Raw genomic sequence first — 23,230 nt, 5'->3', positions numbered from 1 at the left:
GGCTGTACGCTTAAATAAAGAATTTTTCAATCTTCTGCATGGTCATGCCCGTGCAGAACACCACGACGTGGTCGCCCGCCTGGAGCTGGGTGTTACCGGTTACGAGGGCGCCCGTCCCCTGACGGATGACACCACCGATGTTGATGCCCTTGGGCAGTCCGCAGTCCTTCACCGGATGCTTGGTAATTTTCGACCCTTCCTTCACGATGAACTCAGCCACGTCGGCATTTGCCACGGTGAGACACTTCACGTTGGTCACGTCGGCATCGAGCATCATCTGGTAGATGTGGCTGGCGGCAATCATCTTCTTGTTGATGATGGTGCCGATGTCCATGCCTTCTGCCATGCTGATGTATGCCATGTTCTCCACTTCCGCTACGGTCTTGCTGACGCCCGTCCGCTTGGCAGCCAGGCAGGCGAGGATATTGGTTTCCGCGCTGCCGGTGAGTGCTACGAACGCTTCGGTGTTTTCGATGCCTTCATCCATGAGGAGGTCCATGTCACGGCCGTCGCCGTTGATAATCATCACGCGGTCGTTGTCGATGAGTTCGGTGAGGCGGTGGCAGCGTTCGATGTCTTTCTCGATGATTTTCACCTTCATGTATTCGGGTGCCATCTGTGCCGTGCGGACGGCAATGCGGCTTCCGCCCATGATCATGACGTTGCGGACGTCCTTGTAGTCGTCTTTTCCGGCTATCTGACGGATGTAGGGGATGTACTTCTTCATGGTCATGAAGTACACGAGGTCCAGCTCCTGCAAGGTGTCGTCACCACGGGGGATGATGGTGTGCATGCCCCGCTTGATGGCAACGATGAGGAAGGGGGTGGACCGGGTGTCCAGCTGATGGAGAGGGATGTCGAGTATGTGTGCCGTGCGGCGCAGCTTGACGGCGATGAGCACCAGTTCACCACCGTCGACCTCCCACCACTGGCGGATCCAGCTCATCTTGATGGCGTCCACGATTTCGCGGGCGGCAAGCATTTCAGGGTAGATGAGTGAGTTGATGCCGATGTTGGCGAAAAATTCCTGATGTTTGGGTTGCAGGTATTCGGCGTTATCGATGCGTGCTACGGTCTTTTTGGCGCCCAGGCTGTGTGCCAGCAGGCAGGAAGTCATGTTGCGACTCTCGTCGGGAGTGACACCGATGAACAGGTCGGCGTTGGGTACGTTGGCTTCTTTCAGTCCGGCGATGGAGAGTGAGGAGGCATTGACGGTCATCAGGTCGAAATTGTCTTCCAGCTGACCCAGCTTTTCTTCATCCGTGTCCATGAGGATGATGTCCTGCTTCTCTCCGGATAACATTTTTGCCAGGTGAGTTCCCACTTCCCCGGCTCCGGCAATGATTATTTTCATACTTTAAATCCTTAGTCTGTGTCTTTTTGCGTGGCAAAGATAACCTATTTCATACTATATAAAAGCTTTTTGCTTTCTTTTTTTGCTATCTCGGCTTGACAATCCGGCGGTTTGCTTGGGAGGAATGTCCGATTGCTTCGCAAGGAGCAGTCTATCGGCTGACGGGGTGCCGGGCAGGTCTTCGTATGGTGTCAAAGTGTCAAAACGTCAAACGAATCGTTTGAGAGTGCCCTTCCTCGCACCCGAAGACAAGTCGGTGAGCAAAGAAGCGATTCTGGAGCGATTTGCAAAATACACTTTGTCGGGAGATGGCAAACATCGCTTTCAGAGCGCAGTGAGATATTCCCTGTAAGTGACTTTGTGGTGTATGCGGTTCCAGAATATGGTGCGATTTAATAGTTGGAAAAGTGATGCGTCCGCGTTCCTTCTGGAGAGCAGTTGTCAGAAATTATTCTTTCGTTTTCTCTTTTCCTTACATCGACGGACGAAACAATATTGTTTCATCGGTCAAACAATATTGTTTCACGTCCCAAACACAAGTGTTTGACGACTCAAACAATATTGTTTGGCGCGTGAAAAACAAGTGTTGGATACTAAGAAACGTGAAATGAATGGGCGCTTCAGAAGTTTAGTGTGAATCGGAATTAACCTTTCTTCGTTCGTTTGCTCGATTTTGCAAAAGTACGCGTTAGTTGAAAAGGCGGATTTGGTAAATTGTGTAAGGAGAATTGCTCTTTTGGCTTTCTATTTGTCAACGGGAATGTGTAGGGGGAAGGAGGGAATGTGTGGGAGTGGCGGAGCGGAAAAACAGGACACGGGCGATGCAGAGGCTGGGCTTGCGCTCTGTATCGTCCGTGTCTATCGTCTTTGGACCGATGTCCGGTCAGCGTTGCAGCTCGGCAAGGAGTGCGTCGCGGATGCCTTCCTTGTCGATGCCGCAGAGGTGGCGCAGGATGTCGACGGCGCCATGCTCGATAAAGCGGTCAGGAATGCCCAGTCGGCGGACGTGCGGTGTGTGGTCATGGTCCGCCATGTATTCCAACACGGCACTGCCGACACCACCCTTCAGAATGCCGTCCTCCACGGTGACGATGCGGTTGAACCGGCGGGCGACTTCCTCCAACAGCTCTTCGTCGAGCGGCTTGGCAAAGCGGAGGTCATAGTGTGCGATGCTGATGTCCGGATGTGCCTGTTCGACCTCGGCTATGGCGTCGGCTGCGGCATTGCCTACGGCGCCTATGGAGAGCACGGCGAGGTCGTTGCCGTCTTTCAGGCGTCTGCCTTTGCCCACCTCGATGGCTTCGAGCGGACAGTGCCAGTCGGTGAGTCTTCCGCGTCCGCGAGGGTAACGGATGACGAACGGTCCCTGGTCAGGCAGCTGGGCGGTGTACATCATGCGCCGCAGTTCGTGCTCGTCATACGGGGCAGCAATCGTCAGGTTGGGGATGGGACGCAGGTAGGCAAGGTCGAACGCTCCGTGGTGAGTCGGTCCGTCTTCACCGACCAGTCCGGCACGGTCAAGGCAGAACACGACGTTGAGGCGCAGCAGGGCGACATCGTGAATGATGTTGTCATAGGCACGTTGCATGAAGGAGGAGTAGATGTTGCAGAAGGGCAGCAGTCCGTCCTTTGCCATTCCTCCGGAGAAGGTGACGGCATGTCCCTCGGCAATGCCCACGTCAAAGGCACGGTCGGGCATGGCGTGCATCAATATGTTCATCGAGCATCCGCTGGGCATGGCAGGTGTGACGCCCATGATGCGGGGATTCTGTTCGGCAAGCTCCACGAGTGTCTTTCCGAACACGTCCTGAAACAGGGGCGGCAGTCCGTCGGTGCACTGCACGAGGCGTTTGCCGGTTTTCGGGTCGAAGAGTCCCGGAGCATGCCAGATGGTGGCCTGTTCTTCCGCCGGAGCGAAGCCCCGTCCCTTGACGGTGCGGACATGCAGCAGCTTGGGGCCCTTCATGTCTTTCAGGGTGTTGAGCGTACGCACCAGTTCGGTCACGTTGTGTCCGTCGACAGGACCGAAGTAGCGGATGTTCATGCCTTCAAAGATGTTCTGTTGTTTGGAGAGGACCGACTTGAGACTGTTGTTGAATCGGATGATGCTCTTGCGGGTACGTTCGTTGAGAAGCCCCAGGTCGCCGAAGAGTTGCGAGAGCCGGTAACGCAGCCGGTTATACTTGTCGTTGGTGTTGAGGTTCAGCAGATACTGACGCATGCCCCCCACACTGTGGTCGATGGACATGTCGTTGTCGTTGAGGATGATGAGCAGGTCGTTGGGGGTTGAAGACGCATTGTTCAACCCTTCGAAAGCCAGTCCGCCGCTCATGGAACCGTCGCCGATGACGGCAACGATGTGGCGGTCGGTCTCTCCCAGACGCTTGGCACTGACAGCCATGCCCAGGGCAGCCGAGATGGAGTTGGAGGCATGTCCGCAGGCGAACGTGTCATATTCACTCTCTTCGGGTGAGGGGAAGGGCCGGATACCTTTATATTTGCGGTTGGTGGAAAACATCTCCTTGCGTCCGGTGAGAATCTTGTGTCCGTAAGCCTGATGGCCCACGTCCCACACCAGGCGGTCGTAGGGGGTGTTGTAGACATAGTGCAGTGCGACGGTCAGTTCCACCACACCCAGACTGGCGGCGAAGTGTCCCGGGTTGCACGAAAGTTCGTTGATGATGTCTTGGCGTAATTCACGACACACCTCAGGCAGTTGGTCTAGGTTGAGCCGGCGTAGGTCTGCCGGATAGTGTATGGCGTCGAGCAGCGTGTATGTGTTCTCCTTACTCATCGTTGTTAGTCTCTTACTTAAAACCTCGTAGGCGTTCCACGGTGTGCGCAGTGGATTCGGCGGACGGGAAGTCGCCTCGTTCACTACACCTTGGGCTTGCGAAAGTTGGATAATAATCGGCAAAAATATATAATTACTCACTAAGATGCGTACTTTTGCGGTGGATTTTTAGCCCTCGGAGGAATATGATGAACTTCAGAACGAAAGTAGAATTGCCCGCCGGCATCCTGTCCGTCGGTTATCAGAACCGGCTGATGTCGCTGGGTTCGTGCTTTTCCGAACACATTGGTAACCGTCTGTCGGATGCCAAGTTCGTGTGTGATGTCAATCCGTTTGGCATCCTTTACAATCCCTTTTCGATTGCCCGTGCGCTGGAGACGTTGCTGGACGGACGCCTGTATGACGAGACGTCGCCCGAACTGTTCGTCTCCAAAGACGGGTGGTGGCACAGCTTCATGCACCATTCGCGCTTTTCCGCTTCGTCCCGGGATGAATGCCTGAGTCTGATCAACGGAAGGCTGAGCCGGGCGATGGAGGCGTTGCCGTCGCTGGACTTCCTGCTCATCACCCTGGGCACGTCGTATGTGTACTGCCTGAAGGGAGAAGACGGTGTTGCGGCCGACCCATTGGAGCAGGTGGTGGCAAACTGCCACAAATTGCCGGAGAGCCGTTTCGTGCGTCTGCGGGTCAGTCCCGATGCCATCGTCCGGAGGCTGGGTGCGGTCATCGGACGGCTCTTGGAACGTCGTCCCACGTTGCAGGTCCTGTTCACCGTCAGTCCCATCCGTCATGTCCGCGACGGATTCCATGCCAACCAGCTCAGTAAGTCGGCTCTGCTCCTGGCGGTGGACGAACTCTGTGCGACCTGTCCCTGCTGCCACTATTTCCCTGCCTATGAGATTGTGCTCGACGAGTTGCGCGATTACCGTTTCTATGCCGACGACATGTTGCATCCCTCTCCGTTGGCTATAGATTATGTATGGGAATGCTTCACTGACGCCTGCCTGACAGCGGAAGCTCGGTCGGTGATGGCTGAATGTCAGGAGATAAGACGGGCTTTGGAGCATCGTCCGTTTCATCCGGAAGCCCCTCAATACAAGAACTTTTTAACACAAATAGTGTTAAGGATAAACCGTCTTACAGAAAAATGTCCGACCTTAGACTTCAAAAAGGAATTGGAATTATGCCATACACGATTGAATCAATAAGTCACCAGATAGGAGCCGAACGTTTCGGTAACAAGAAGGCCCGGATCGATTGGATTCTCACCGACAGCCGTTCGCTGTGTTTTCCTGAAGAAACCCTGTTTTTCGCCCTGCGTTCGAAGCGTAACGACGGACATAAATACATCATCGACCTCTATAACCGCGGTGTGCGCAACTTTGTGGTGTCGGAGCTTCCCGGTACGTGTGAGGACTTCCCCGGAGCCAACTTCCTGCGCGTCGTAAGTCCGCTGAAGGCGTTGCAGCACCTCGCCGAACTGCACCGCAAGGAGTTCGATGTCCCCGTGGTGGGCATCACCGGAAGCAACGGGAAAACCGTGGTGAAGGAATGGCTCTACCAGCTCATCTCGCCCGACAAGAACGTGACACGCTCCCCACGGAGCTACAATTCGCAAATCGGTGTTCCGCTTTCCGTGTGGCTCATGAACGAGCAGACTGAAGTGGGCATCTTCGAAGCCGGCATCTCCGAAATGGGAGAGATGGATGCCCTGCGCACCATCATCAATCCGACCATCGGCGTACTGACCAACATCGGCGGTGCTCATCAGGAGAACTTCTTTTCGTTGCAGGACAAGTGCAGCGAGAAGCTGTCGCTCTTCAAGGATTGCGACGTCATCATCTATAACGGTGACGACGAATTAATCTGTGACTGTGTGGCAAAGACTATCCCTTCCGCCCGTGAAATAGCGTGGTCGCAAAAGGACGACGAGAAACCCCTCTACATCCGTTCCATCAAGAAGGACGATACCGGGACGACGGTCAACTACCGCTACCTCGGCATGGAGAACAGTTACAGGATTCCTTTCATTGACGACGCGTCGGTGGAAAATTCTCTCAACTGTCTGGCAGTGTGCCTTTACCTGATGATATCGCCCGAGGACATTGCCGTCCGCATGGCACGGCTGGAACCGGTAGCCATGCGCCTCGAAGTGAAGGAAGGCAAGAACGGCTGTACGCTTATCAATGACAGCTATAATTCAGACCTGGCTTCGCTCGACATAGCACTCGACTTCATGGCACGGCGTACCGACACGAAGGGGCGCAAGCGTACGCTGATCCTTTCCGATATCCTGGAGACGGGACAGAGTGCGACCTTCCTCTATCGCAAGGTGGCGCAGCTGGTGCAGAACCGCGGCATCGAGAAAATCATCGGGGTAGGTCCCGACATCTCGGCTGCTGAGGCACGTTTCCCGATGGAGAAGTATTTCTTCCCCGACACTGCCTCCCTGCTGGCATCCGACGTGTTTGCGTCCCTGCGTAACGAAGCCATCCTGGTAAAAGGTTCGCGCAAGTTCCACTTCGATGAAGTGTCGGAACAGCTGGAACTGAAGGTGCATGAGACCATTCTCGAAATCAACCTGAACGCCATGGTGGACAACTTGAACTACTACCGCAGCTTCCTGATGCCCGACACGAAGATGGTGTGCATGGTGAAGGCGTCCGCCTACGGTGCCGGGTCCTATGAGATAGCCAAGACCTTGCAGGACCACCGGGTAGACTATCTGGCCGTTGCCGTGGCAGATGAAGGGTCTGACCTGCGTAAGGCGGGCATTACGGCGTCCATCATCATCATGAATCCCGAGATGACGGCGTTCAAGACCCTGTTTGACTACAAGCTGGAACCGGAAGTCTACAGTTTCCATCTGCTCGATGCGCTGATCAAGGCTGCCGAGAAACAGGGGATCACCAACTTCCCCATCCACATCAAACTCGACACCGGGATGCACCGTCTGGGATTCATGCCCGAGGAGATTCCTGCCCTTATCCGTCGGTTGAAGAGCCAGACGGCTTTGTTGCCCCGTTCGGTGTTTTCCCATTTCGTGGGGAGCGATTCACCACAGTTTGACGACTTCACCCGTCAGCAGAATGAAATCTTTGCCAAGGCTTCTGCCGAACTGCAGGCGGCATTCCCCCATAAAATCCTGCGCCACATCTGCAATTCGGCAGGGATTGAACGTTTCCCGCGTGCCCATTACGACATGGTACGTCTCGGCTTGGGACTCTATGGCATCAATCCGGTGAACAATGCATTTATCCATAATGTCAGCACTCTGAAGACCACCATCCTGCAAATCCACAATGTTCCTGCCGAGGACACCGTGGGCTACAGTCGGCGTGGTGTGTTGACCCGTCCATCGCGCATTGCAGCTCTCCCTATCGGATACGCTGACGGGCTGGACCGTCACTTGGGTTGCGGGCATGGCTATTGCCTGGTCAACGGACAGAAAGCTCCCTATGTGGGCAACATCTGCATGGATGTCTGCATGATTGACGTGACCGACATTGACTGTCAGGAAGGCGACCGTGTGGAAATCTTCGGCGACAATCTGCCGGTGAGTGTTTTGTCTGATATTTTGGAAACCATTCCTTATGAAATCCTGACAAGTGTGTCGGGACGAGTGAAGCGTGTCTACTTCCAGGACTAAATAATTATGCCGGATCTCTTTCCCGTTTCTTGGGAAAGAAAAGCCGGCATGCCTCTCTTTTTTCTAATGAAAAGCTGTCCAGGAAATTGTGAATCTGTTTGAACTTGTGTAACCTGACTCGAAACCGTGAATCTAAAATTGCTTTAAAGACAATTGCTTAGCGGAAAATTCTGAAAAGATAAATATCTTTTAACCTCATGGGGGGGGTAAAAATACTTTTTAATCTTTTCCCCTTACAACATTTCCTATACCTTTGTAATTACTTTACATAAAAATGGCAGAACTATTATGCAACGGGAATCTCAAAAAGTAACCTTATTGCGTTGGGCAGTCATCCTGAATGATCTGGTCATCCTCAATCTGTTGTTGACTGTTTTCTATTGGTTGAGTCCGGGGCTGTATCCCGCGCTGGCATCCACTGAATATCATTTGGTCTATTTCGTCTTCAACGTCATTTACCTCTTGTGTGTGTCGTGGAAGAAGCCTGTGGTGTATATGCGTAAGGTACGTCCCGAGGAGATTGTCGCCCGTTCGTTTGTCACCGTGTTCTGGTTTGGTGTCCTTTCGTTCCTGACCATTGATTACCTGGAGGGGCATCTCTTTTCGTGGGCATGGGTTTTCACGTTCTATCCGGCATTGTGGGTGGGTATCCTGGTGGGCCGTCTGGTTGCCCGCTATTTTATCCGACGTTACCGTCGGTTGGGACGCAATCTCCGCAGTGTGATTTTTGTCGGCAGCGGATTGAACATGCTTGACCTTTATGGTGAGATGATGAATGACCCTTCGACCGGTTACCGCATCCTGGGATACTTTGACGACCAGCCGGTCGAGCACTTCCCCTTGCCCTATCTGGGGAAGGTGAACGAGGTGATTCCCTATCTGCGCAACATGCCCATTTCGCCGACAGCTCCGCCACGGCTCTACTGTTGCCTGCCTTCGGTTCGTGCGTCGGAGATTATGGAGCTGATCAACTATTGTGAGAACCACCTGATCCGTTTTTGCAGTGTCCCCAACGTGCGCAACTACCTGCGCCGTACGATGCGTATGACGCTGATGGGAGATGTCCCCGTGCTGTATATGCGTGAAGAGCCCTTGCGTCAGCCTATCAACCGCTTTGTGAAGCGTCTGTTTGACATTGTGTTTTCGCTGACGTTCCTCTGTACGCTCTTCCCGTTCATCTATCTCTTTGTTGCCATTGTGACCAAAATCACCTCTCCCGGTCCTGTTTTCTTCAAGCAGAAACGGAACGGGCTGAACGGAAAGGAGTTCTACTGCTACAAGTTCCGCAGCATGAAGGTCAACAAGGATGCCGACAGACTCCAGGCGACCAAGGATGACCCCCGCAAGACGAAGTTTGGCAATTTCCTTCGCAAGAGCAGCATCGATGAGTTGCCGCAGTTCATCAATGTACTCCTGGGAGACATGTCGGTAGTCGGTCCTCGTCCGCACATGCTCAAACATACCGAGGAATATTCTGCACTGATAAACAAATACATGGTGCGCCATTTGCTGAAGCCGGGCATTACCGGTTGGGCACAGGTGAACGGTTGCCGTGGCGAGACCAAGGAACTCTATCAGATGGAAGACCGCATCCGTAAGGACATCTGGTATGTGGAGAACTGGTCGTTCTGGCTCGACCTGCGCATCATCTACATGACCGTACGCAACGCCATCCGTGGCGAAGCCAATGCCTATTGACGGAACCATTCGTTGCCGTCCGCTTCTGAAAAAACGCTAAGGAGACCGGACACGCAGGAACGGCGAACTAAAATAAGCTAAATGAGTGCCTTCCTTTGTGCGGATGTATGTACTTTCTCCCTATTTTTGAGGCGATAAACCATCTAACATAATGAGCCTATGAAAAAGAAACTGTTGTTATGGGCGGGATGGTGCCTGGCGTTGTCGGCCATCCCCGTATCTCTGTCGGCACAAAGCAAGACTGAGAAGAAGCAGGAACGCGCACAGATGGTGAAAGAGCGTATGGAGGCGAAGGATTTTGAAATCGAAGTCCGTTCAGCCTTGACACAGGGTGGACATAGCATACAGTTGTCGCCTTACTATTCCCTCACGGTCAGAAATGACTCCGTCTTTTCCTATTTGCCTTATTATGGACGTGCCTACTCCATCCCTTACGGGGGAGGCGAGGGACTGAACTTTGAAGCCGAGGTACTGGATTATGAACAGAAGCTGGGCAAGAAGGGCAATTACGAGATTGAGTTCTCTGCCCGTACCCGTGAAGACTATTACACCTTCCATGTCGATGTGTACGATAATGGTGCATCCAACATCCGTGTCAACATGCAACGGAAGCAGTCCATCGACTTTATCGGCGATCTGGTGACGGAAGAGAAGGAGCCGGTTTCGAAGAAGGAATGAGTCGGTTCCCAGAATTATAAAAGGCACGGAAGCACAGAAGGACTATCCTGACTGTTTCAGGTAAGAATCCTCTTTGTGTTTCCGTGCCTTTTTCCATCCTCATCGGGTTGAATGCCCTCAGAAAGCGAATTGTGGCGACACAACTTCAGATGACGCGTCTCCGACTGTTCAGTCGTGTTTGATCAGGTTCATGAACTCCTCGCGGGTCTTGGCCTGGTTGAAAGCTCCGGTGAAGTCGGAAGTGGTCGTGATGGAGTTCTGTTTCTCCACTCCACGCATCTGCATGCACATGTGCTTTGCTTCAACTACCACCATGACTCCCAACGGATTGAGAGCTTCCTGGATACACTCTTTGATTTGCAGGGTCATGCGTTCCTGCACTTGCAGACGGTGGGAGAAGATGTCGACCACACGGGCTATCTTGCTCAGTCCCGTAATGTATCCGTTCGGGATATAAGCCACGTGTGCCTTGCCAAAGAAGGGCAGCATGTGGTGTTCGCAGAGCGAAAAGAAGTCGATGTCTTTCACGATGACCATCTGTCTGTAGTCTTCTTTAAACTTCGCCGACAGGAGCACTTCTCGTGCGTCCATGTGGTAGCCCCGGGTCAGTGTGAGCATGGCTTTTGCCACACGTTCGGGCGTTTTGAGCAGTCCTTCGCGTTCAGTGTCTTCACCCAGTAAGGTAAGCACCTCCCGGTAACAACCTTTCAGTGCTTCGATACGCTCGGGACTGGCAAATGCTTGTAGTTCTTCGTTCATCAATACGTAATGTTTATTTGTGCACGCACGATGGATACCTCTTTGAAGTCGCCGGTCGCCTTGAGCTTACGCATCACTACGTCGGCCTCTTCAATGCTGCGGAAGTCGCCCACCTGGCAGAGCCAGCGCGGATTGACGAAGTGGGTATAGACCTGCAGTTCGGGGAATGAAGTGCGTACTCTGGTTGCCATCAGGTTAGCCTCGCTACGTGCCTGGCGCGAGTTGTTGCCGGCATATACCTGTACTCGGAATCCGGCAGTTTTTGCCACCCGTTCGCCGTCGCTGTTCAACGTCGTGTTGATTCCTTCCTGCAACAAGGCATTCAGCCGGAGGTCCTGGTGGATGACTACGGTACCTTCGCTGGCTTTCTTTTCAGTCAAAGCTGACACGATGTCCTTCTGTGCCCATGTTGCCAGGCTGACAAAGGCGAACATCAGTAAAGTGATCAGTCTCATAGGAGGAGAGGTTAGGTGTTGGTTGAGTCGGCAAGTGAACAGGCTGACTCCTTGTCAATCCCCGTTCACTCGCCAACTGGTCAACTGATGTTATTTGAATGCGTCGATGATGCCTTTGAAGTCAGCAACCTTCAATGATGCGCCGCCGATGAGGCCGCCATCCACGTCGGGATTGGCAAAAAGTTCCTTGGCATTCGAAGGCTTGCAGCTGCCGCCATAGAGGATAGACGTGTTGTCTGCCACTTCCTTGCCGTATTTCTCAGCTACGAGTGAGCGGATGTAGGCATGGATTTCCTGTGCCTGTTCGGGAGTAGCCGTCTTACCGGTGCCGATGGCCCATACCGGTTCGTAAGCAAGGATGATTTTCGAGAAGTCTTCAGCTGAAAGGGAGAAGACAGAAGCCAGCTGGGCAGCCACCACTTCGTTCTGCTTGTTGGCTTCACGCTCTTCGAGCACCTCACCGATGCAGAAGATGGGTTTCAGGTTGTTGGCAAGAGCCAGCTTCACTTTCTCGGTCAGGATTTCTACAGTCTCGTGGTAGTATGCACGACGCTCAGAGTGACCCAGGATGACATATTGAGCACCGGTGGATGCGACCATTTCAGCCGAAACTTCACCTGTGTAAGCACCCGAAGCCTTGTCTGCGCAGTTCTCGGCACCTACACCGATAACCTTGGAGTCAACCAACGGAGTGACGGAAGCCAGGTGGATGAACGGCGTGCAGATGATCACGTCGCAGTTGGGTTTATCGGCTGCCAGAGCCTCGTTCAGTTCTTTTGCCAAAGCAATACCTTCTTGCAGGTTCTTGTTCATTTTCCAGTTGCCTGCTACGATGTTCTTTCTCATGATGATTTGTATGTAATTAAACTAAAGTTGATAATTCGGGTTTATCAGGCACCCTGTGCCCGTCGGTTCTTGCGTGCCTGGTAGAGGTGATACCAGTTGTCGAGCAGGGTGAATACCGCCAGCGGCACAATGAACCAGAGGAACACGATGCCCACACGGTGGGTGAGGGGCATTTGTTGGATTTGTCCCAGCGGAATCTCCTCCAGCCGTCCGTTGAGCGCATACTCGTCGGGCAGGTTCTGGAAGCTCCATTTGTTGATGATGGTACCTTCCTTGAGCAGCACCAGTCCCGGGTTGGAACGCACGACGGTCTTCAGTACGGTTTCATCACCGATCAGGTACGGATATTCAGCCCCGGTGCGGTCCTTCCACTGTTCCACTTCCTCTTCCGGCGAAGGGGTCACACAGTAGAAGGGGTAACCGTTCTCCATGCTGTAGTCATAAATCTCGTTGATGAGGTCTATCGAACCGTCGTCGGCATCTCCCAGTGATGGGGAAATCAGGAGGAACGTGTATCCCGGTTCGCTCAGGATGAAGTCCGTCACCTCGTCCCCCGTATCATAAAGGCGCAGGGAGAAGTCGGCAATCGGCGGCACGTAGCCCTCCTTCACCAGGTGGAGGCGGCTGTCGACGAACGTCCAGGTGCTGTCGGGGTAATTGTCCAGTGTGAATTCCTTCTGCACGCCGTCCTTTTCCAGGATGAACGTGGTGTCATAGACCGGAGGCTCCTCGCCTTCAGGGATGCTCATCTGTTCCTTGATGTTCGCACCGATGTAGTACGGACGGAAGTCGAAGATGGGCAGGTAGAAGATGCAGTAGGACACGATGGCAACGCTGTAGAGGATGCCGTACATGGAGATAATCCATTGGTTCTTCTTGCTGATGAACTTCACCACCAGCCGGTAGTGCTTGAACAGCCACAGGGCGAACACCAGCAGCACGACGTTCTTCCAGAAGGTTTCCCAGTTGGTCAGCTTCAGTGCGTCGCCGAAGCAGCCGCAGTCTGACACCGGATTGGCGATGGCGAGGTAGAGTGTGAAAGGCGTCATGACCAGCATCACCAACGCTACAGCGATGGAGGTCAGCCTCTTGCGGATTCCGAAGAAGAGATAGACACCCAGCGTGAACTCGAAGACAGCAAGCAGGCACGACAGGAAGAGGGGCATGAAGGAAGGCATGAAGTCGGTCCATCCGAATGCCACGAAATAGTCCTGAAGCTTGTAGACCATGCCATAGGGATCGTCCGCCTTGACAAAGCCGGAGAAGATGAACACGATGCCCAAGGCAAACCGGCAGAAGTTGGTCCACACCACGTTGGCACGATGCATTGTCTTACTCTCCATAGTCAAGCTTGATGAGTGCGAATACCGAATAGTTTATCATGTCCATGTAGTTGGCATCGATGCCTTCCGACACCAGGGTCTGTCCCGACAAGGATTCAATCTGCTTCGTGCGGTAAATCTTCATCAGGATGAGATCGGTATAGGAGGTGATGCGCATGCTGCGCCATGCTTCATCGTAGTCGTGGTTCTTGGCGATCATCAGGTCAAGTGCCGCCTTGGCATACTTGTCGTACAGTTCCAGTGCCCGGTCGGTGCTCAGGTCGTCACGGTCGCAGTAACCCAGCTCAAGCTGTATCAGACCGATGATGCCATAGTTGACAATGCCGATAAACTCCGGGCGGATGCCTTCGCCCACCAGGGATACCCCTTTGATTTCCAGACTGCGTATGCGGTTCGCCTTGATAAGTATCTGGTCGGTCACGGAGGAGGGACGCATGATGCGCCATGCCGCGCCGTAGTCATGCAGCTTCTTGGCAAAAAGGTCGCGACACACCGTCATGACCTGTTGGAATTGCTGATTCGTATCGTTCATAAGTTCATTTATGTCTAGCGTGCACAAAGATACACAATCTCGCTGAAAAGCCCATCTATTCTGTAGAAGAGCTTCCGGACAGGAACGAAAAACGGCTGTCCCCGTCTCATTGCGGCAGGAAGAAGTCTACCCGGATGGGCAAATGGTCGCTGTAGCCGCCGTTGTAACGCATGCCGTTGTAGGTCCGTGCAGGACGGAGCCCGCCGTATCGCTTTTCCCTTTCGAGCAGATAGGGGAAGGTCACGATGGTGGCTGCATCGCTGCGGGTGTGGAAGCCTGCACTTTCGTCCAGCAATAACCCGGAGACCAGCAGGTGGTCGATGGTGCTCCACTCACCCCGGTAGCGGTAGGTCCCCGGACGTTTCCCTGCCATCAGGTTGTAGAGGCGGTGAGGTGAGGGAGTGTTGTCCGGTGCTCCTGCCTGCATCACTCCCTGTACGACGTCTCCCTCCGGAGTGTCGTTGAAGTCGCCGGTTACTAACAGACGCGGTTCCCTACGGACATGCATCAGCGAGTCGCAACACCTCTTCAGGACCTCTGCTGCCCGTTGTCGTCGCAGTCTGCCCCGTCGTGCCCCTGTGATGCGTGAAGGCAGGTGGCAGACAATCACGTCGAGTGTGTCCCCGGTGGCAATGCGTCCGCTCACGTGGAGCAGGTCACGCGTCGGTCTTTCATCGGAAGGCAAAGGGACGGGGATGCTGTGGTGTGACAGGACCCTGAAGCGTGCCCGCTGGTAGAGCAGGGCGACGTCGATGCCCCGTTCGTCGGGCGAATGGGTGATGATGAAGCGGTAGTCCAATGTTCTCAGGGGAGTATGTTGGGTCAGTTTGATGAGCACGGAGTCGTTTTCCACCTCGCACAGGGCGATGAGGTCCGGTGCCTGTTCTTTGCCGACGGCGGCTATCAGCCGTCCCAGCTTCAGCAGTTTGTTGTGGAGACGGTAGGGAGTCCAGTGTCGTGTGGCTTCCGGCAGGTAGGCGAGGTCGTCCTTCAGGGTGTCGTGTCGGCAGTCAAAGAGGTTCTCTGTGTTGTACTCCATCACCCGGAAACGGTTGGTCTGTGCCGGACTGGTGGTCATGCCCAGGCTCCAGATGATGCCCCAGGCAAGCAGACGAAAGATGTTCATGGTCCAATGCGTCAGTTAAGGGAAGGAATGGTTGGCGGACGGAAGGTTGTGTTGTCCCCATCCGGATACAGACAACGCGGATGACACGGGGATACTCATTCATCCCGGGTGTGGCGATGAAGAGAAGTCCGCGTCATCCGCGTTGTCTATGTCTATCAGTTGACTTAAATACGAGGTTCTATCCCCAGGTCTTGTCAGGAGAAGCGCAGCACTTGTCCGATGCGCAGTGTCGTACGGGTCGTGATGCCGTTCAGCTGACACAAGCGGCGTACGGAGACACCTTGACGTGCAGCAATCTTCGACAGCGTGTCGCCCTTCCGTACACGATAATAGCGGATTTCCGAACTGCTGTTGCTACCTTCTGTCTTGCTTCCTTTCCGGCTGCCCGGTTTGTAGTAGGTATAAGTGTCTGCAACAATATCCTGATTGGGGAAGTCAAACATTCTCGTCGGGTCGATGTCCTGTCCGAGGAAGCGGGTCTCGAAGTGGAGGTGTGATCCCGTGGAACGTCCGGTGTTTCCACCCAGTCCGATGGGTTCTCCCGCTTTGACTATCTGGTTTTCACCTACCAGCTGCTTCGACAAGTGTCCGTAGATGGTCTCCAATCCGTTGTCGTGACGAATGACCACGTATTTGCCATAACCGCGACGTTCATATTGCACCACGCGTACCTTTCCGTCAAAAGCCGAGCGGATGGTGTCGCCGATGTAGACTTTCACGTCCACCCCTTTGTGCATGCGTCGGCGGCGGGGACCATACTTGGAGGTTATCTTACGGTTGTCAGTGGGCATGCAGAAACCCTTCAGGTCAATGGTGAACGAGTCGGGCATGGCAACGTTGCCATACACATGAACGCGCTCGTTTGTCCAGTTCGGATACAGGGCAAAGCCCGGGTATTCCATTTTCTCCTTTTGGATCTGGCGTTGGAGAGCCACTGAGTCGATTGCCCGCATTTTCTTGTCGATGGGCGCTTGGCTTGCGAGCAGGTCTTGTGCGGAGGCTGTCACACCGACCATTGCCAAGAGCGCCACAGTTGCAGTTCTGATAGTCCTTAATATCATTCCTCTAAAAAACTTTTAGTACTCGTCGTTTGCATACAGGTACCCGAAGGTAGCCTGTTTGTATTCGAAGATTTCTTCTGGTTTAAAAAAACGGTTTAACTCAATCTCCGCGTTTTCAGGGGAATCTGAGGTGTGGACAATGTTTTCCTGGAAGCTCATCGAGTAGTCACCTCGAATGGTTCCGGGGGCAGCCAAACGACCATTCGTCACACCTGCCATTGCGCGTACGGTCTGCACGGCATCGACGCCTTCATAGCAGCACACAATCACAGGAGTCACCATCATCGAGTCTTTCACCCGCTGAAAAAACGGTTTTGCACTCAGGTGCGCGTAGTGTTGATTTAGTATCTCGTCTGTTAGTTGTATCATTTTCATGCCTGCCAGACGCAAGCCCTTGCGTTCAAACCGGTTGGTGATTTCACCTACCAATCCGCGTTGCAGCGTGCATGGTTTCAATATGACCAGTGTTTTTTCCATAATTTCATGTTATTAGACGTTCATACTAAATTCAAAAACGCCCAAAGATACAGCTTATTCCTTAATAAGCGAAAGTCTGCACTCCCTTTTTTGAGAAAAAACTAAGATTATTAACGATTTTAACTCAAATGCCTTTCGGAAACTTTGCTCTGATTTTTGACAATCGGAGGCGGAGCGTTGTCGGGTCACCAGGGAACAGAGGTTCATCAGGGAGGACTGACAGCAGGTTGGCAGGCAGGAGTTTCCTGCTTAATTCAGGAGCCATTGCCAGGCAGGCACCACCCGGATATGTTTGCTATCCTGTTCAAGGGAGGACTCCTCGTCGTGTGTAATGATCAGCAGTTCGTTGCATCCGGTGTCGGCAGATGCTTCGAGTAATCCTTTTATCTCCCGTTCCCGTGTTTCACGGTCACTCATACTCCAGGTGACCTGTATGAGCTGAATCACCTTGTCCTCACGTTGGAGCACAAAGTCGCATTCTCCTTTCCCCTGGAAATAGGATATCTTGTCGGTCGGTAACTTCTGGCGTTGCAATTGCAGGAAAACGGTGTTTTCAAGGTTCTTTCCGTCGTCGTTGCTCTGAGGCATGAGCACGGCGCTGCGTAATCCGTTGTCGATACAGTAGTATTTGTCCAGCGACTTCCGTTCTCTGACCAGCGACCGGTCGTATTTGGGGATTCTCAGGAACAGGAATATGTTGCAGACATAGTCACCCCACAGGTAGAGTTCATCCTTGCTTATTTTGAGACCTTGCGATTTGATGTCGTTATAGATGGCATTGATGGAAGTCGGTTTGGTCAAGTTTGCCATGATACGTTTGACGAAGTAACGGAGTATCCCGGTATTAGTGATGTGATAGTGTTCGGCCAGGTCGCGTAGAATCATGGCATCGAAATAGCCGTGGAGCAGTTTCAACTGTTCGATTTTGGACGTCGTGAGTACGATTTCCGGAAAAGAGCTGCTGCGGTTGTACTGGTCGAATGTCGTTTTCAGTCGTGCCTTGTCCTGCTCCAGGAAACACTGGGTGCTGATGCCTCTGAAACGGCAGAATTCGGTGAAAGAGAGGGGATATGTCTCATATTCCAGTGGGTATCCTCTTAAGACAGATTTCAGTTCACTGGAAAGCATGGTGGCGTTGCTTCCGCAGATATAGATGTTCTTGCAATAGGACTTGTAGACACGCAGGACAAAATACTCCCAATCCTTGATGAGCTGGATTTCATCGAAAAACAGGTAAGCCTCTTTGATGGGTATGTCGGGATACATTTCCATGTATGCTGTGATGACCTGGTCCAGCTCTTCCGCCTCCATGCTCTTCAGGCGTTCATCATCGAAGCCTAGCCATAGGATTTTTTTGGGAGAGACTCCTTCTTTTACCAGATGATTGATGGCAATTTCCATCCTGGTCGATTTGCCGCAACGTCGCACGCCGGGCACTGTGATAATCTTTTTCCGGTCAATGGGCAGGGCCGTGTCCCGTTCGATGATGCTGAACGGGATTTCCTCTTGCTTGAGGGCAATGAGCGATTTGATGACGTCCTTTCTCATGATGTTTCCTTTTTGTAAGGACAAAAATAGAGAATCTTTCCTTTTTTGAAGGAAATATTCTCTGATTTTTTCCTTCAAAAAAGGAAAGATATTCATTGTGCCTGTCGGTTTACTACAAAAGAGGGGGGATGATATGCAAAGACACCGCGTATGCAGAGGGCCTGCATGCTCCGGTGTCTTTTGCTGTCAGATTATTGTGCGATTCGGGTCTGAGACCGTTTCTCAGAAGTCTTGATTCGCCTCTTCCTTCTTCTCCCTATCCGATTCCGAGAAGGCTTGAGGGGTCGTACTGCCCTGTAGTTGGTCGATGTGTCGGTATTCCAAGTTCTCGAGCAGTGCCCACAGTGCGGTGCTACGGGTGATGCTGCGTTTGGCAGCCGTACGGAAATAGAGTCTGGGGACAGACTGTTGGGGAAAGACTTCATCCGGGGTTTCCGCCCCGTTGCCTTGCGACCTTAGCCGAATCCGGAACGTCCCGATACCGTCGAGTTCCACCACTTCGGAGGCAACCAGATGCTTCCGCATGACGGTGATGAGGTTGGCGATGGTGCTTTTGACGTCACCTGCCGTGAGCGAAGAATACTCCGCGATTTCTTTTGCCAGTTGGGCAGTGGTTATGATTCCCATGCTGATGATGGACGGATGGTAGAGCTTCTTGCCTTCCTTCGTTGCCCTGCTTGCTTGTTTTACCTTGTAGATTAGAGCCATGTGATTTGTTGTTGATTTGAGTTAGACGTTCGTGATTTCTTCCGTGGTTCTTCTCCGTCCGTTCCCGGGATGTGCGTCCGTCATTGAATCACTTTGCAAAGGTAGTCCTTGTTGCAGGCTCCGGAAAGCGAAATGCACCGTTTGCGTTCATTCTTGCGTTCACACTGGATGCGGGGAGTGTTTCGTAGCTATCCGATTCAGGGGCAAATGTAGGGGCAAGCGGTCTGCTCGCCCGGTCTTCATAATATAATAAGGTATAGTGTGGCTCCTGGTTAGGTTCTCTTTTTACACCCCTTTCTATCAAACTGTCATTCTCCCGTCCATTTTGTCTTTTTGTCAAACGAATCGCTCCAGACGGGCTTCTTTCGGAGCAAAATACGTGGCGGTGGATTTGGAGGGCATTCTCAGGCGATTCGCAAAATACACAATGATGAAGATTGGGCGATTGTCTTGTCAATGGAGTAGGCGTTATGCACTTGCTGTATTCTTTTTGTCAGATGAAAGGTGGTTCCTATGAGCACATTCATAGTTGGGAAAATGGGCGTATGACAAGCAAACTAGAAGTAAATGAATGTAAAATTCGGTTTATTATTGTTGTTTGTCAGCAAAAACAAATGTTCGAATCGCGAAACAATATTGTTTCACTTGCCAAACAATATTGTTTGACGGATGAAACACTTGTGTTTGACGAGCCAAACAATATTGTTTGAGTGAATAAACATGCAACTTTGAGCCTTGAATGGAATGTTTATGCGTCAGGAAGCGTATGTTTATTCTTAAAATAACCTACTTTACTCCGTTCCTCAAAAATACGCGTTAGCTGGAAATGGCAATAGAGCTAAATCTGTCAAGCAAATCTTCCGTTTTTGCTTTCTTTCTGTTCGGTGAAATGTTTACAGGAGAGGTAGGTTGGGCTGCCGGAGGTCAGGCACTCGTGTATTTGTTTTTAGTCAGCTGCCGGTTCACTTACTTTCCTGATTGCTTTATAAATCTCGCTATAGGAATCACGACCTCTATATTTCTCAGCCAATTCACATGCCTTGTTCATCTTTTCGTCTGCAAGCATGTCTCTGACCCATTTGTCTTTTTCAAGATATTTGCGTGTCTTGTCGTATGCAGGCAGATAGTGTTTCAAAGCCTTTTCTGTTGCTGCTGAATCCTTGAAATGGCGACACGTATCTTCAAAGTGCAGTAAGAACCAGTATTCTATGGACTGCAGGCTGTCGCATAGAATCACATTTTTATTCTTTTCATATTTGTTTTTGAGTGCTACCATCTTTTTGTTTTCTGCCTCAGAGCGTCTGCTGACATCGGCATCAAAAACACAGATGACAAAAACATCTTCATCAAGCAGCTCCTTGATTTTCTTCTCAATCTTCTCGATACTGTTGTTCTCGAACAGGCGTGGGGGAGATGGAGTATCTATAACCAAGTAGTTTCTTCAGGTGGCTGAAATAGAACAACTCCGTCAGTACTTCACCTACAACATGAATGATTTGTCGGGTGGCTGTGTGTTTGCTGGCTTTTCTCATGAGACTGGTTGATTATAAGTTAGGGACTGCACCGAATTTACCGAATTTATAGGCTTTCCGGAGAGAACTGATCCGGTTCAGTCCCTTGAAATCTGTCAAAGGATAAAGGGCACTGGAGCCGTCTGTATTTTTTTCCGTAAACCAGATGGTGTCTTTCCGAAGCAAATCGTCCTCCTCCAACAGACCGTCATAATGTGTGGTGAGCAACAGTTGTGCTTGTTCGGATTCTTTCAGGAAGCGTTCGATGATGTATTCGATGAGCTTGGGATGTAGGGAGGATTCAATCTCATCGACAGCAAGGAAAGCATTGTTTTCAAGGGCCTTTTGCACTTGGGCTGCCAGTCCGAAAGTTCGGATGGTGCCATCTGACTCAAACATCTCCGGAAATTCATAAAAATCGGATGCCCCATCGTCTGAAAAGACCTGATGCTGATAGATGGTGGCATTGACCGTACCTCTTTTTGTCTTCTGCTCTTTGGAGCTAATGTTGGAGATGTTGAAATCGGCTTCCTGCAAGTATCTCAGTATATACTCTTTCGCCGATTCATCCTTAATCGATTCTTCCGCATACCGGTTCAGTGGTGAGGTCGGAACGACGGCAGGCATGATCCGTCTTGTCAGATACTGAAGTACGGTTTCCAATTCCGCAAGGTGGGTATTTACCTGCATGTAGGCAGCAAACACAGACATGTTTTGCAGGCATTTCAGGGTTATCTCTTCTTTGACGGCTTGTGTAGCTTTGATTCGTTGTCCGAATCTGATGACAGACACGCCGTTCTCCGTACTTCTTTCAAAGATGGTAGCAGGCTGTTGGCTGGGGTAATAGGCCAGTGTCTCTTTTGCCACATGTGTGTGGTCCAAAGCAACGGAATAGACATAACGGGTGGTTTTTCTGTCTGTTGTCAGGTAGAATGAAATGGAATATTCGGACAGGAGCTTCCGGTTGTCTGAATTCAGGAGGAAAGGGAGCACCGGTATCTGTTCAGCCTTGTTTAGAGGGGTATAGGTGATGAATGATTTCAGGAAGTCACAGATTTTGATGATGTTGCTTTTGCCGGAAGCATTTGCTCCATAGACTACGGCGATTTTTAAGAGTCTGACATTTTTGTCCAGCTCTATTACATGATAGGCTTCCATGTCTTTGCTCTTGTCAGCCTCGAAGCTCAATACGGTCTCATCCCTGAACGAAAAGAGGTTTTTGAACTTAATCTCTGCTATCATAGTTCTTTTGTTTTTGACAAAAGTAATTGGAACTTTCGTATTAAACTAATATTAGTATTGAAAATTTGCAGCTTTTGTGCGATTTCATGAAACTAATAGTGCTCGTTGCTTTCCTTTGTACTGCATCTCTTAAGTAATTTAACATACAAACAGTCTTATTTCTTATATTTACTCCGTATCTTTGCCGTGCAATCCCGCCCATCGTTGCGGCTGTGGCACCCCGGTAGGTGCTAGACGGAAGTATTTTTTCGGCAAAGACTTCTGGACCGGATTCAGGAGGCAACTGAATGGAGAGCCAATGACGGAGGAGTGATTCTCCCTGGGGGAAACGGTCTTTTCCCAAACAAATGACGCCGGTGAAACGGATGCCCGATGCGCCTCGAAAGGAGGACGGGGCTTCGTTTCACCGGCGTCATTTGTGTCCGGACTTGTGACCGGTTGGGGTTAAGTCCAGCTTTCCAGCAGGGTGACGTGACCTTCGGGCCGTATGTCCACCCAGCGTGTACAGGCAGGGACGAGTACGGTCTCGCCTTGGCTGATGGGCAGTGAATGGTCTCCGTCGCTGTGCAGGGTGGCTGCTCCGGCCGTGCAGACATAGATGATGAAGGTGTCCAGGTCGGAATAGTCGCAACACATCGGCTCGGTCAGGTCGTAGAGCGAGGTGGTAAACTGGGGCGATGTCACCAGTTCCACCGGTTCGTTGGCGTGCGGCGTGTAGTGGGAGCGGTAGTCGGCGAGTACGCGGTAGTCGATGGCATCCTTTGCCAGCTCGGTATGCAGCTCGCGCAGGTTTCCGTTGTCGTCGCGGCGGTTGAAGTCATAGATACGGTAGGTGATGTCGCTCGTCTGTTGAATCTCGGCAAGGAACGTCCCGGCACCGATGCTGTGTACCCGTCCGGCAGGGATGTGGAAGACATCTCCGGCATGCAGGTCGTGGAAACAGAGCACCTCTTCGATGGTGCCTTCCCGGACGCGGCGTTCGTATTCGTCGGCATCAATGGTCTGTGACAGTCCGGCACAGAGGCGTGCACCGGGTTCGGCGGCAATGACATACCACATTTCGTTCTTTCCGGGACAGCCGTGGCGTTCGTGTGCCAGGCGGTCGTCGGGATGTACTTGGATGGAAAGGTCTAGGCGGGCATCGATGAATTTCACCAGAAGTGGGAAGAGATTGCCGTGTCGGGCAAGGTTGTCGGCGCCGACAAGGTCGGCTCCCAGGTGACCGATGAGGTCGGGCAGCAGGGTGCCTTTCCATTCGCCATTGGCCACGACAGACTCATGCCCGGGGACTCCGGACAATTCCCAGCTTTCGCCCACATGGGGAAGGGTGTTGTGCAGGTGTTTGTACGTCCTGATTTTGTCACCGCCCCAAAGGGTCTGCTTCAGCAGAGGTTCGAATTTAAATAAATACATTACGAAAACAATCTTGATGGACATCGGCTGGTGTGC

General features: G+C 52.0%; 18 protein-coding genes and 1 pseudogene. 4 read left to right on the top strand and 15 right to left on the bottom strand.

Annotation, left to right across the window (positions count from 1 at the left end; translation table 11 throughout):
• Nucleotides 1-10 precede the first annotated feature (10 nt).
• Together trkA and dxs are read right to left on the bottom strand one after the other, a co-directional pair.
• Nucleotides 11-1,354 carry a Trk system potassium transporter TrkA gene (trkA, locus tag M3087_RS06105; RefSeq protein ID WP_022383757.1) on the bottom strand — a complete coding sequence of 448 codons (1,344 nt, stop codon included), beginning with the start codon at nucleotides 1,352-1,354 and terminating at the stop codon, nucleotides 11-13.
• Between the two features lie 883 nt (nucleotides 1,355-2,237).
• Nucleotides 2,238-4,148, bottom strand: coding sequence for a 1-deoxy-D-xylulose-5-phosphate synthase (gene dxs, locus M3087_RS06100; protein WP_249094415.1), 1,911 nt, complete (start codon nucleotides 4,146-4,148; stop codon nucleotides 2,238-2,240).
• A gap of 188 nt (nucleotides 4,149-4,336) precedes the next feature.
• Here dxs and M3087_RS06095 point away from each other — a divergent pair, with 188 nt between their 5' ends.
• From M3087_RS06095 to M3087_RS06080, 4 genes are all read left to right on the top strand, one after another.
• Entirely contained in the window at nucleotides 4,337-5,356 is a 1,020-nt protein-coding gene (locus M3087_RS06095) for a GSCFA domain-containing protein (RefSeq protein WP_249094469.1), read from the top strand.
• Nucleotides 5,332-7,797, top strand: coding sequence for a bifunctional UDP-N-acetylmuramoyl-tripeptide:D-alanyl-D-alanine ligase/alanine racemase (locus M3087_RS06090; RefSeq protein WP_249094412.1), 2,466 nt, complete (start codon nucleotides 5,332-5,334; stop codon nucleotides 7,795-7,797). The genes M3087_RS06095 and M3087_RS06090 overlap by 25 nt, the downstream gene beginning before the upstream one ends.
• A gap of 288 nt (nucleotides 7,798-8,085) precedes the next feature.
• Nucleotides 8,086-9,495, top strand: a complete 1,410-nt coding sequence (locus tag M3087_RS06085) for an undecaprenyl-phosphate glucose phosphotransferase (RefSeq protein WP_022383761.1) — start codon at nucleotides 8,086-8,088, stop codon at nucleotides 9,493-9,495.
• 159 nt (nucleotides 9,496-9,654) lie between these two features.
• On the top strand, nucleotides 9,655-10,173 hold the full coding sequence (locus M3087_RS06080; protein ID WP_022383762.1) for a DUF4251 domain-containing protein: 519 nt from the start codon (nucleotides 9,655-9,657) through the stop codon (nucleotides 10,171-10,173).
• Nucleotides 10,174-10,341: 168 nt separating this feature from the next.
• Here the strand turns inward: M3087_RS06080 and folE are convergent, their stop codons facing one another.
• The 13 genes and pseudogenes from folE to M3087_RS06015 all read right to left on the bottom strand — a co-directional run bounded on the left by folE (nucleotide 10,342) and on the right by M3087_RS06015 (nucleotide 23,194).
• Nucleotides 10,342-10,932: a GTP cyclohydrolase I FolE gene (gene folE, locus M3087_RS06075; RefSeq protein ID WP_022383763.1), complete on the bottom strand. Its 591-nt coding sequence runs from the start codon at nucleotides 10,930-10,932 to the stop codon at nucleotides 10,342-10,344.
• On the bottom strand, nucleotides 10,932-11,387 hold the full coding sequence (locus tag M3087_RS06070; protein WP_249094410.1) for an SPOR domain-containing protein: 456 nt from the start codon (nucleotides 11,385-11,387) through the stop codon (nucleotides 10,932-10,934). The genes folE and M3087_RS06070 overlap by 1 nt, the downstream gene beginning before the upstream one ends.
• Before the next feature lie 90 nt (nucleotides 11,388-11,477).
• Entirely contained in the window at nucleotides 11,478-12,233 is a 756-nt protein-coding gene (gene tpiA / locus M3087_RS06065; protein WP_106484470.1) for a triose-phosphate isomerase, read from the bottom strand.
• Nucleotides 12,234-12,277: 44 nt separating this feature from the next.
• The gene (locus M3087_RS06060; protein WP_249094407.1) at nucleotides 12,278-13,576 is read right to left on the bottom strand and encodes a BT_3928 family protein; all 1,299 of its coding nucleotides are present in this window, start codon (nucleotides 13,574-13,576) and stop codon (nucleotides 12,278-12,280) included.
• Nucleotides 13,566-14,108, bottom strand: a complete 543-nt coding sequence (locus M3087_RS06055; protein WP_022383767.1) for a DUF1599 domain-containing protein — start codon at nucleotides 14,106-14,108, stop codon at nucleotides 13,566-13,568. The genes M3087_RS06060 and M3087_RS06055 overlap by 11 nt, the downstream gene beginning before the upstream one ends.
• Before the next feature lie 106 nt (nucleotides 14,109-14,214).
• Complete coding sequence (locus tag M3087_RS06050) at nucleotides 14,215-15,234, bottom strand: endonuclease/exonuclease/phosphatase family protein (RefSeq protein ID WP_249094405.1); 1,020 nt, start codon at nucleotides 15,232-15,234, stop codon at nucleotides 14,215-14,217.
• A gap of 194 nt (nucleotides 15,235-15,428) precedes the next feature.
• Nucleotides 15,429-16,295, bottom strand: a complete 867-nt coding sequence (locus tag M3087_RS06045) for a peptidoglycan DD-metalloendopeptidase family protein (protein WP_022383769.1) — start codon at nucleotides 16,293-16,295, stop codon at nucleotides 15,429-15,431.
• A 15-nt stretch (nucleotides 16,296-16,310) separates the two neighbouring features.
• Nucleotides 16,311-16,775, bottom strand: a complete 465-nt coding sequence (gene ndk / locus M3087_RS06040; protein WP_106484473.1) for a nucleoside-diphosphate kinase — start codon at nucleotides 16,773-16,775, stop codon at nucleotides 16,311-16,313.
• 246 nt (nucleotides 16,776-17,021) lie between these two features.
• Nucleotides 17,022-18,320, bottom strand: coding sequence for an ATP-binding protein (locus tag M3087_RS06035; RefSeq protein ID WP_249094403.1), 1,299 nt, complete (start codon nucleotides 18,318-18,320; stop codon nucleotides 17,022-17,024).
• Nucleotides 18,321-18,542: 222 nt separating this feature from the next.
• Nucleotides 18,543-19,028 (bottom strand): HU family DNA-binding protein, encoded by a 486-nt coding sequence (locus M3087_RS06030; RefSeq protein WP_249094400.1) that lies wholly within the window; start codon nucleotides 19,026-19,028, stop codon nucleotides 18,543-18,545.
• A 946-nt stretch (nucleotides 19,029-19,974) separates the two neighbouring features.
• Nucleotides 19,975-20,560, bottom strand: a pseudogene (locus M3087_RS06025) (RloB domain-containing protein).
• A gap of 12 nt (nucleotides 20,561-20,572) precedes the next feature.
• Nucleotides 20,573-21,781, bottom strand: a complete 1,209-nt coding sequence (locus M3087_RS06020; RefSeq protein WP_022383775.1) for an AAA family ATPase — start codon at nucleotides 21,779-21,781, stop codon at nucleotides 20,573-20,575.
• 444 nt (nucleotides 21,782-22,225) lie between these two features.
• Entirely contained in the window at nucleotides 22,226-23,194 is a 969-nt protein-coding gene (locus M3087_RS06015; protein WP_249094397.1) for a type I phosphomannose isomerase catalytic subunit, read from the bottom strand.
• Nucleotides 23,195-23,230: the final 36 nt, after the last annotated feature.

Source organism: Mediterranea sp. ET5 (genome assembly GCF_023337025.1).
Classification (GTDB): Bacteria; Bacteroidota; Bacteroidia; order Bacteroidales; family Bacteroidaceae; genus Phocaeicola_A.
Note: the sequence above shows the minus strand (reverse complement) of the source record. Positions and strands in the feature narration are given on the sequence as shown.